This is a genomic window from Bradyrhizobium sp. Leo170, from assembly GCF_004296405.1.
In the GTDB taxonomy this organism is placed as follows: domain Bacteria; phylum Pseudomonadota; class Alphaproteobacteria; order Rhizobiales; family Xanthobacteraceae; genus Bradyrhizobium.
In genome coordinates, this window is the sequence record NZ_PSRR01000372.1 from 1 (window position 1) to 8,175 (window position 8,175).

Here is an 8,175-nt window from a genome sequence, read left to right on the forward strand (position 1 = left end):
CGCAATGCGCCGCGAGAATGCGGACCCACATCGTCTCACCAAACTCCATCGTCATGCCCCGCGAAGGCGGGGCATCCAGTAACCCGCGGCGTCTGAGCGTAAGCACTACCGCCTGTGGAATACTGGATCGTCCGGTCAAGCTGGACGATGACAGCGGAGCGCTGTTTGACATTCGAATCAGAGCCTCTCCGCCGTCATTGCGAGGAGCGCAAGCGACGAAGCAATCCACGTCTCCGCGAGCGGCGAGATGGATTGCTTCGCTTCGCTCGCAATGACGGTCTCCGTCCCGTAGCCTGTCCACCAAGCACGGAACAACACCTTCCCGTTAATTCCCCGTCACGTTGAACCTCGCCGGCGCTTGCGTGACCAACTACTCGGCATGCTGCGGACGACGGGGCTGACAGGACATCATGAAAATCGCGTTGCTGGCGATCTTAGGTCTGGCATTCGGGGCGCTGGGCGGCGCTGCGCTCGGCATCAGTGCCGGGCTTGCCTGGATCGGAATCTTCAAAACCTCGAATTTTGAAGGCGATAGCGGCGCGCTGGTGTTCTTCACCTTCATGCCGATGGGCGCTGTAATCGGCGGCATTGGCGGCGCGCTGCTGTTCACCGTGCTCGCGATCCGCGACGCCGAGGTCGCAATCGAGCACGAGCCTGTAGCCCGTCGCGACCGCTGATGGGCCACGGACGGCGGATTCAGGCAAAATCTCGCAAAAAAGTCTGCATTTGTGCAATGCAAAAATAACAATTGCGTTCTGGCACGGCCGCTCTATTTGAGACGGTGAAATTTGAAGTGCAGCAATCTGGCGCGGCGTCGGTGCGAACGCCCATTTGCCGTTGCTGTTTTGCAATCCAGATTCGGGAAGACGATAAATGACAGAGCATAGTCTCTGGCGTTTTTCGCGCGCGTTTCACCGCGCGATCAACGAACGCCAATTCGCGGATATTGCCGCCCTGCTCGACGAGGACGTCGAATGGGCGATCTATGGACCGATCGACCTGTTTTCTTTCTTCGGTGCACGTCACGGCAAGCCCGCCGCGCTTGAGGTGATCAGGCAGATCGCCGAGAACTTCCGCGTCCGCCGCTTCGAACGCGAGTCCATCATGCTCGGCGCCGATTCCGCGGCATCGATGATGCGCTATTCGCTGACCGCGCAGGATTCGAATAAGCCGATCGCGGTGCGGATCGCGCATTTCGCGCAATTCCGTGGCGGCCTGCTGACCCGCTTGCGCGTCCTGGTCGACAGCTTCGACCTGGTCGAGCAGACCGTCGGCTATCCGATCCACCTGCCGCGAATCGCAACGGTGCAATAGAGCGCTTTCGAGCGAAGTGGGCACCGGTTCGCATAGCAATCAAGTTTACGCAGATTGCGTAGACTTATCTGCGCAGAAAACGCGTCAGAACAAGAATCTTAGCGCTCGCTCACATCGTCACTGTGCCAGTTTCGTCGTACCCGGGCGTTTCCTGGGTATCCAAATGCCTTCCTTCGCCAGCCCCGGGAAGGCGTGGGTGGCCGGGACATCAGCCTGAACACATTTCACGCTTTTGTGCCCGGCCATGACGATCCGATTCGTGCTAGATGCTGTGGTGCCGACCAATAACGTCGCCGTCACAAATTTGCGCTACGCTGTACGTATTAATTTGCCTGGAATGCGGGCTGCGGGAATGACTTCCAAACAACGATCTGGCTGGGCGTGGTTGCCGGTATTGGCTGTGGGCGTCGGCCTCGCGATGGTGGTGCCGGCAGCGGCGCAGACCTCCCAGCAAATCTCGCAACAAATCTCTCCCTGGAGCGGTATCGACAATGAGACGCCACCCGCCGAGGAGGCCGCGCCCGAGCTCGAGGCAAGTGATGCCGACGTGATGAAGGACGTCGACGTGGACAAGCTCGACTGGAGCCTGCTCAGCGCCGATGTCTCATCTTCCGATACGGTGCTGACTCCGAAGAAGGCGGCTGCGCCGACCAAGGCGAATGGCAGTGATGCCGCATGGTCGTCGAACAACAACGCGAACGGCACGTCCGCGGTCTCGGTCAAGCAATCGATCTCGCCGTTCTGGGACACGCGGATCGGCGCCGACATGACCGTCGCGCGCCAGGGCACGCTGACCAATTCCGAGTTGCTGTCGGAACGGCTCGCCAATGGCGGCAGCCTGCCGCAATCCTCCGGCACCGCCTGGGCCGCGATCACCGCGCCGGGCGTTGCCTCGATCTGGGACAAGACCTCGGTCGAGGCCCGCATCGATCCTGGCAGCGACCAAACCCGGTTCGGGACCTCGATCAGCAAGTCGGTGCCGCTCGCCGACCAGTATTCGCTGACGCTGCAGAACGGCTACAACCTGATCCAGCAGGGCATGGTGCCGGTGCCCGGCATCGTCAGCCATCCCTCGCGGAGCTATGAGGCCGATCAATCGGCCAGGCTGAGCATCAATAACAGCGGAACCAGCTTCATCGCCGGCCAGACGCTGACGACCGGCGACGACAAATGGCTGCACCGGATCGGCGCCGAGCAGAAGCTGTTCGACGGCGTCACCATCTCCGGCTCGATCGGGGAAAGCGCGCAAGGGCCGGCCAACAAGAGCCTGACGGCCGGGTTCAAGCGCAGCTGGTGAGGCCGGCGGCGGTCGTAATCCCTTAAGGAATGATCGAACCATTGCCGCAACTTGGCCTAGATGCGGCCAAAATCGGGCGCCCATAGTTGCCGTTCACATCGTGCGGTGGGGGACTTCCGCGCTCGCGTCATTGCGTAACAGAGGAATAGCCGATGAACGCTACCAATCGTTCCGAGCAAGTTGAACAAGAAGCAGAGACGGAAATCGACAACAACCTCGCCGCCGTCTCGGACGTCGAGGCTGGCATCCGCGACTTCGTGCGCAACGATATCGCCTATCTGCGCCGGTCGCCGCAGGCAAGCACGGAACCACTCGAGCCGAACACCGAGGCCACCGTGAACAATGTCAACTCGCTGATCCAGCGCGTCGCCGGCACGTCGCTCGCAGAGATCGAGAAGTTGATCTCCGAACTCGAAAGCCTGCGCGACCTCCTGCACGCCGAAGGCCAGCGCGTCCAGCGCGAGATCTCGGGCTATGCCCAGCTCAGCCAGGCCGCGATGAAGTCGACCCGCATGATCGCCGACAACGTCACGCAGTGGAAACGCGCCGCCGACGGGCTGCGCAACAGCTAGTCTCGGCGATTGCCAAGAGTTCATGACCGCCGCATCGCCCGTGCGGAGGATGCGGCGGTTTCTATTTGACTAAAATGATTTGAAAGATAAAAGCGCAGCACGCGACCGAGCATGATGGGGAAAAGATCATGCTCAAACTCGGAGCGTGAAGATTTCTTGACTTGCGCGTGATCGTTTCGATGCGGATCACGCCGTTACGGATGCCGCTTTGGCACGCCGTTTCTTGGGGAAAACAGCACTGATGCAAAGCGTTCGGCCCGACAACACCGATCCCATCCCGCTGTGGCAATCGCCGCACAGTGTCGGCACCATCATGCTCCGCTTCGTCGGATTGCTGATCGCGGCGACCGTGGTGATGGTGTTGATCTGGAGCCGCTGACGCCTCGCTACGGCGTGATGGCTAGGCTGCTATGGTTAGCAGAAGCTGAAGATCAGCGCCGGACGATCGCGCTGCCCTCGAGCGTGAAGGCGCCGTCGGCATAGCCCTTCACCACCATGCCGGTGGTCAGCATCACCGCAACCGTGACGGTCGCGAAAATTGCGCCCAGAACTTTCAGTCCGACACGATCTGCCATAGTCGTCCCCACGGTGCTTACCCTGGGTCTGATATGGCCGGCAGAAAGTTCAAAATGGGTTAGCAAATAGATCGTATCCGGAATTCGTCGAATACGGTTAAAGAGCCCGACGGTTCCCGTAACCACCCAAGCCGCGTTTCAGCCCGCCTTCCGGCGCGGAACGAAGGCGGTGGCGAGGAACGAGAACACGAGCTCGCCGTGCTGGTTGGTGCCGGTGTTGCGGCCCTGCAGGATGCCCCATTCGGGACGCTTCTCGGAGGTGCGCTTGGTCTCGACCACATTGGCATAGCTGATGGTGTCGCCGGCCAGCACCGGTTTGAGCCAGCGCAGCTCGCGAAAGCCGGGTGAAGGTCCCCACACCGCGACCTCTTCCCCGCGCGCCGCCGTCTCCTGCGCCAGGCGCTTGCCGTCGGCAACCAGGAGCTTCATGCAGACGGAGGCGACGTGCCAGCCCGATGCTGCCAAGCCGCCGAACAGCGACTTTCGTCCTTCCTCCTCGTCGAGATGAAAGCGCTGCGGATCGAACTGAGCCGCGAAGCGCTTGATGTCCTCGGCGGTGAAGGTGAACGAGCCGAGCTCGCGCCGCGCGCCGATATCGATATCCTCAAAGAAGCGCATCGATGCTACCCCGCCACCGCTTCCGCTCGCCGGCCGACGATGATCGGCGACTCCATCTCGCACAACACCACGCCGGCCGCGTTGCGCACCGTGCATTTGAAGGTCACGATGCCGGTCGAAGGCCGGCTGCGCGAAACCCGCGCCTCGACCACATCGACATCCAGCGTCAAATCGTCGCCGGGGCGCAGCGGCGACAGCCAGCGCATCTCATTGACGCCGGGCGAGCCGAACGACGCCGTGCGGCAGATAAAGCCGTCAGCCAGCATCCGCATCGTGAGCGAGCCGAGATGCCAGCCCGAGCCGGACAGTCCCTTCAGCATCGATCGTTTCGCCGCCTCTTCGTCGAGATGCATCGGCTGTGGATCGAACTCGGCGGCAAAAGCCAGGATCTCCTCGCGGGTGACGTGGCGCGGGCCGAAGGTGCCGAAATGGCCTATCTTGAAGTCTTCGAACGTGAGTGTGGTCATGCTGGGGATTTCAGGAGACAGGGGCCTGATTGTGGCCGTTATTTGCGGCAATCTCAACCCGCCCGCCCGCATGGCTTGCTTTTAAGGGGGGATCACCATAGCGGGGGAGCACCGTCCTTGCGTACCGCTCCCCGACTTGCCCGGACACAGGTTCGGAGCTAGCCCTGCTTCGGCGCGACTCAAGATCGATTGGCCGGGAGAATCCACCGATGTTCGATTTTCAAGACCTGTTTCAGTGGGACCGCTTCATCACCCCCACGATCATCAAGACGTTCTACTGGCTGGTCATCGGCGTGATCGTGCTGTTCGGCATTTACGGAATCCTCTGGAGCCTGGCCGCAATGGCGATCAGCCCATTCGGCGGCTTCATCCTGCTGCTCGCCTCGCTCACCAGCATCGTGGTCGGCGTCGTGCTCTCGCGCATCGCCGCCGAATTCATCCTGATCGTGTTCCGCATCAACGAGCATCTCGGCGCGATCCGCGACCAGGGCGGAATGCGGTAGGAATTTCCACCGTCATTGCGAGCCACCGGGTCGGCGCAAAGCGCCGCCCGATGACAGGCTCCGCGAAGCAATCCATATCGCCGCTTGCGGAGAGGTGGATTGCTTCGTCGCTGCGCTCCTCGCAATGACAGCGAAAGGTGGTGATTACGTATTAAACCTGAAATGCATCACGTCGCCGTCGGCGACGACGTAGTCCTTGCCTTCCAGACGCAGCTTGCCGGCATCGCGGGCGCCGGCTTCGCCGCCGAGCGCGACGTAGTCGTCATAGGCGATGGTCTCGGCGCGGATGAAGCCCTTCTCGAAATCGGTATGGATCACGCCGGCCGCCTGTGGTGCCTTGGTGCCGCGGTCGATGGTCCAGGCGCGCGCCTCCTTTGGACCCACCGTGAAATAGGTGATGAGATGGAGCAGCTCGTAGCCGGCGCGGATCAGGCGATCCAGGCCGGCTTCCTCGAGCCCGAGCGTGTCCAGGAACTCGGCGCGCTCCTCGCGTGACAGCGTCGCGATCTCGGATTCGATCTTGGCGGAGATCACGACGGCGACCGCGCCCTCTTTCTTCGCCTGCCCGAACACCTGTTTCGAGAAGCTGTTGCCGTCCTTCGCCGAGCTCTCCTCGACATTGCAGACATAGAGCACCGGCTTGGAACTCAGAAGCCCGAGCATGCGGAAGGAGCGCTCCTCTTCCGGCTTGCGCTCGAGCGCACGCGCGGGCCGCCCCTCACGCAACAGCACCAGCGCGCGGTTGACGAGATCGAGCTGTTCCTTGGCGTCCTTGTCGTTGCCCTTGGCCTTCTTGGTGAGATTGTCGACGCGCTTCTCGAGGCTGTCGAGATCGGCGAGCATCAATTCGGTTTCGATGGTCTCGATGTCAGCCAGCGGCGCGATCTTGCCCTCGACATGCGTGATGTCGGAATCCTCGAAGCAGCGCACCACATGCGCGATCGCATCGACCTCACGGATGTTGGCGAGGAACTGGTTGCCGAGCCCTTCGCCCTTGGAGGCGCCGCGGACCAGGCCGGCGATATCGACGAAGGTCAGCCGGGTCGGAATGATCTGCGCCGACTTTGCCACAGCCGCGAGCTTGTCGAGCCGCGGATCGGGGACGGCGACCTCGCCGACGTTCGGCTCGATAGTGCAGAACGGATAGTTGGCCGCTTGCGCTGCGGCCGTCTCCGTCAGCGCATTGAACAGCGTCGACTTGCCGACATTGGGCAACCCGACGATCCCGCATTTGAATCCCATCGTACTTTCCGATCTCCCGCGCGAATGTGCAGCGGCTGAATTGACTGAGGTCGCCCTCGATGACGAGCGTTACTTTCCGCCCTCTTCCTTGCTGTCGAAAAAGCCCTTCGCCTGCAGCGTCAGATGCACCTTGTTCTGGAACGACGAATCCTGTCCCGCCGCCAGCAGGCCGGCATTGTCGGCGACTGCCTCGCAGAGCGCCTCGACCCACGGCCGGTCGCTCTTGGCGAAATCCGACAGCACGTGACTGTGCACGAGTTCCTTGATCCCGGGATGACCGATCCCGAGCCGGACCCGGCGATAGTCGTTGCCGATATGCGCGGAGATCGAGCGCAAGCCATTATGCCCGGCGATGCCGCCGCCGACCTTGACCCGCACCTTTGCCGCCGGCAGCTCGAGCTCGTCCTGGAACACGGTGATGTCGCCGGCCGGAAGCTTGAAGAAATTCTGCGCTTCCTGCACCGCGCGCCCGGACTCGTTCATGTAGGTGGTCGGCTTCAGCAGCACCACCTTCTCACGGCCGAGCAGGCCTTCGGATGTCTCGCCCTGAAAGCGGCGGCGCCATGGTGCGAAACCATGACGCCGCGCAATCTCATCGACGGCCATGAATCCGATGTTGTGCCGGTTATCAGCGTATTTCGCGCCGGGATTACCGAGGCCAACAAAGAGTCGCATGACGCGGCATCCCGCGCTGGCGCGCTATCACTTCTTCTTGTCGCCACCGGCCGGTGCCTTGGCACCCGCCGCTGGAGCCGCAGCACCCGCTGCCGGAGCAGCCGCACCTGCAGCCGGAGCGGCAGCGCCTGCCGCCGGGGCCGCACCTGCCGCCGCCTTCTGCTCCTCGGCGTAGCCGGACGGCGGCACGATGGTCACCAGCGTGGCGTCCTCGCGCGACAGCGCCTTCACGCCCTTCGGCAGCTTGATGTCGGACAGATGCAGCGAGTAGCTGATTTCCAGTGCGCCGACATCGGCGTCGATGTACTGCGGAATGTTCTCGACCGAGCATTCGAGGTCGATCGTGTGGGTGACGATGTTGACGGTTCCGCCGCGCTTCACGCCGGGCGCCGTTTCCGCGTTGATGACATGCAGCGGCACGCTGACGCGGATGGTCGCGCCTTCGCCGAGCCGCATGAAGTCGACATGAAGCGGGAAGTCCTTCACCGGGTCGAGGTGATAGTCGCGCGGAATCACGCGGTGCTTCTTGCCGTCGAGATCGATGTCGAACAGCGTCGTCAGGAACCGGCCTGCGAGGATGCGCTGGCGCAGCTCGCGGTCGTCGACCGAGATGGTCAGCGGGGGCTTGTTGTCACCATAGATCACTCCGGGAACTTTCCCGGCGCGACGCTCAGCCCGGGCGGCCCCCTTGCCGCTCTTCGGACGTGCGGTCGCCTTCAATTCCTTGACGGTCGCCATCAGTCTAAGTCCTTGTTTTGCAAAAAGTTAAAGGCCGCATCGCGGCCCCGTTTCGCGCACCGCAGCAAGCCTCCAGGGGTGCGGGGGCTGCGGACGTGGCGGACTTTTAGCCCCAAAGGGCCGAAATGACAAGGAAAATGGGCGGCCTCGAAGGGCGGCCCGTAGCCCGGGTGG

At 62.4% G+C, this 8,175-nt stretch carries 12 protein-coding genes; 6 read left to right on the plus strand and 6 right to left on the minus strand.

Annotation, left to right across the window (positions count from 1 at the left end; genetic code table 11):
* Positions 1-410 precede the first annotated feature (410 nt).
* The 5 genes from CWO89_RS37255 (at position 411) to CWO89_RS46340 (ending at position 3,562) form a co-directional block, all read left to right on the plus strand.
* The gene (locus CWO89_RS37255; protein ID WP_130583349.1) at positions 411-677 is read left to right on the plus strand and encodes a hypothetical protein; all 267 of its coding nucleotides are present in this window, start codon (positions 411-413) and stop codon (positions 675-677) included.
* Between the two features lie 196 nt (positions 678-873).
* Entirely contained in the window at positions 874-1,314 is a 441-nt protein-coding gene (locus tag CWO89_RS37260; RefSeq protein WP_130583350.1) for a nuclear transport factor 2 family protein, read from the plus strand.
* Between the two features lie 352 nt (positions 1,315-1,666).
* Positions 1,667-2,611 (plus strand): hypothetical protein, encoded by a 945-nt coding sequence (locus tag CWO89_RS37265; protein WP_130583351.1) that lies wholly within the window; start codon positions 1,667-1,669, stop codon positions 2,609-2,611.
* A gap of 152 nt (positions 2,612-2,763) precedes the next feature.
* Entirely contained in the window at positions 2,764-3,183 is a 420-nt protein-coding gene (locus CWO89_RS37270) for a hypothetical protein (RefSeq protein ID WP_130583352.1), read from the plus strand.
* Between the two features lie 241 nt (positions 3,184-3,424).
* Positions 3,425-3,562, plus strand: coding sequence for a hypothetical protein (locus CWO89_RS46340; protein ID WP_165421483.1), 138 nt, complete (start codon positions 3,425-3,427; stop codon positions 3,560-3,562).
* 52 nt (positions 3,563-3,614) lie between these two features.
* Here CWO89_RS46340 and CWO89_RS46345 read toward each other — a convergent pair whose 3' ends face one another.
* From CWO89_RS46345 to CWO89_RS37280, 3 genes are all read right to left on the minus strand, one after another.
* Positions 3,615-3,758: a hypothetical protein gene (locus CWO89_RS46345; RefSeq protein ID WP_165421484.1), complete on the minus strand. Its 144-nt coding sequence runs from the start codon at positions 3,756-3,758 to the stop codon at positions 3,615-3,617.
* A 138-nt stretch (positions 3,759-3,896) separates the two neighbouring features.
* Entirely contained in the window at positions 3,897-4,376 is a 480-nt protein-coding gene (locus tag CWO89_RS37275; protein WP_130583353.1) for a MaoC family dehydratase, read from the minus strand.
* Between the two features lie 5 nt (positions 4,377-4,381).
* Positions 4,382-4,843, minus strand: a complete 462-nt coding sequence (locus tag CWO89_RS37280; RefSeq protein ID WP_130583354.1) for a MaoC family dehydratase — start codon at positions 4,841-4,843, stop codon at positions 4,382-4,384.
* Positions 4,844-5,052: 209 nt separating this feature from the next.
* Here CWO89_RS37280 and CWO89_RS37285 point away from each other — a divergent pair, with 209 nt between their 5' ends.
* Complete coding sequence (locus CWO89_RS37285) at positions 5,053-5,346, plus strand: DUF4282 domain-containing protein (protein ID WP_130583355.1); 294 nt, start codon at positions 5,053-5,055, stop codon at positions 5,344-5,346.
* A gap of 144 nt (positions 5,347-5,490) precedes the next feature.
* Here CWO89_RS37285 and ychF read toward each other — a convergent pair whose 3' ends face one another.
* From ychF to CWO89_RS37300, 3 genes are all read right to left on the minus strand, one after another.
* Positions 5,491-6,588 carry a redox-regulated ATPase YchF gene (gene ychF, locus CWO89_RS37290; protein WP_130583356.1) on the minus strand — a complete coding sequence of 366 codons (1,098 nt, stop codon included), beginning with the start codon at positions 6,586-6,588 and terminating at the stop codon, positions 5,491-5,493.
* Positions 6,589-6,657: 69 nt separating this feature from the next.
* Complete coding sequence (gene pth / locus CWO89_RS37295) at positions 6,658-7,263, minus strand: aminoacyl-tRNA hydrolase (protein ID WP_130583357.1); 606 nt, start codon at positions 7,261-7,263, stop codon at positions 6,658-6,660.
* A 27-nt stretch (positions 7,264-7,290) separates the two neighbouring features.
* Positions 7,291-8,001 carry a 50S ribosomal protein L25/general stress protein Ctc gene (locus CWO89_RS37300; RefSeq protein WP_028163892.1) on the minus strand — a complete coding sequence of 237 codons (711 nt, stop codon included), beginning with the start codon at positions 7,999-8,001 and terminating at the stop codon, positions 7,291-7,293.
* Positions 8,002-8,175: the final 174 nt, after the last annotated feature.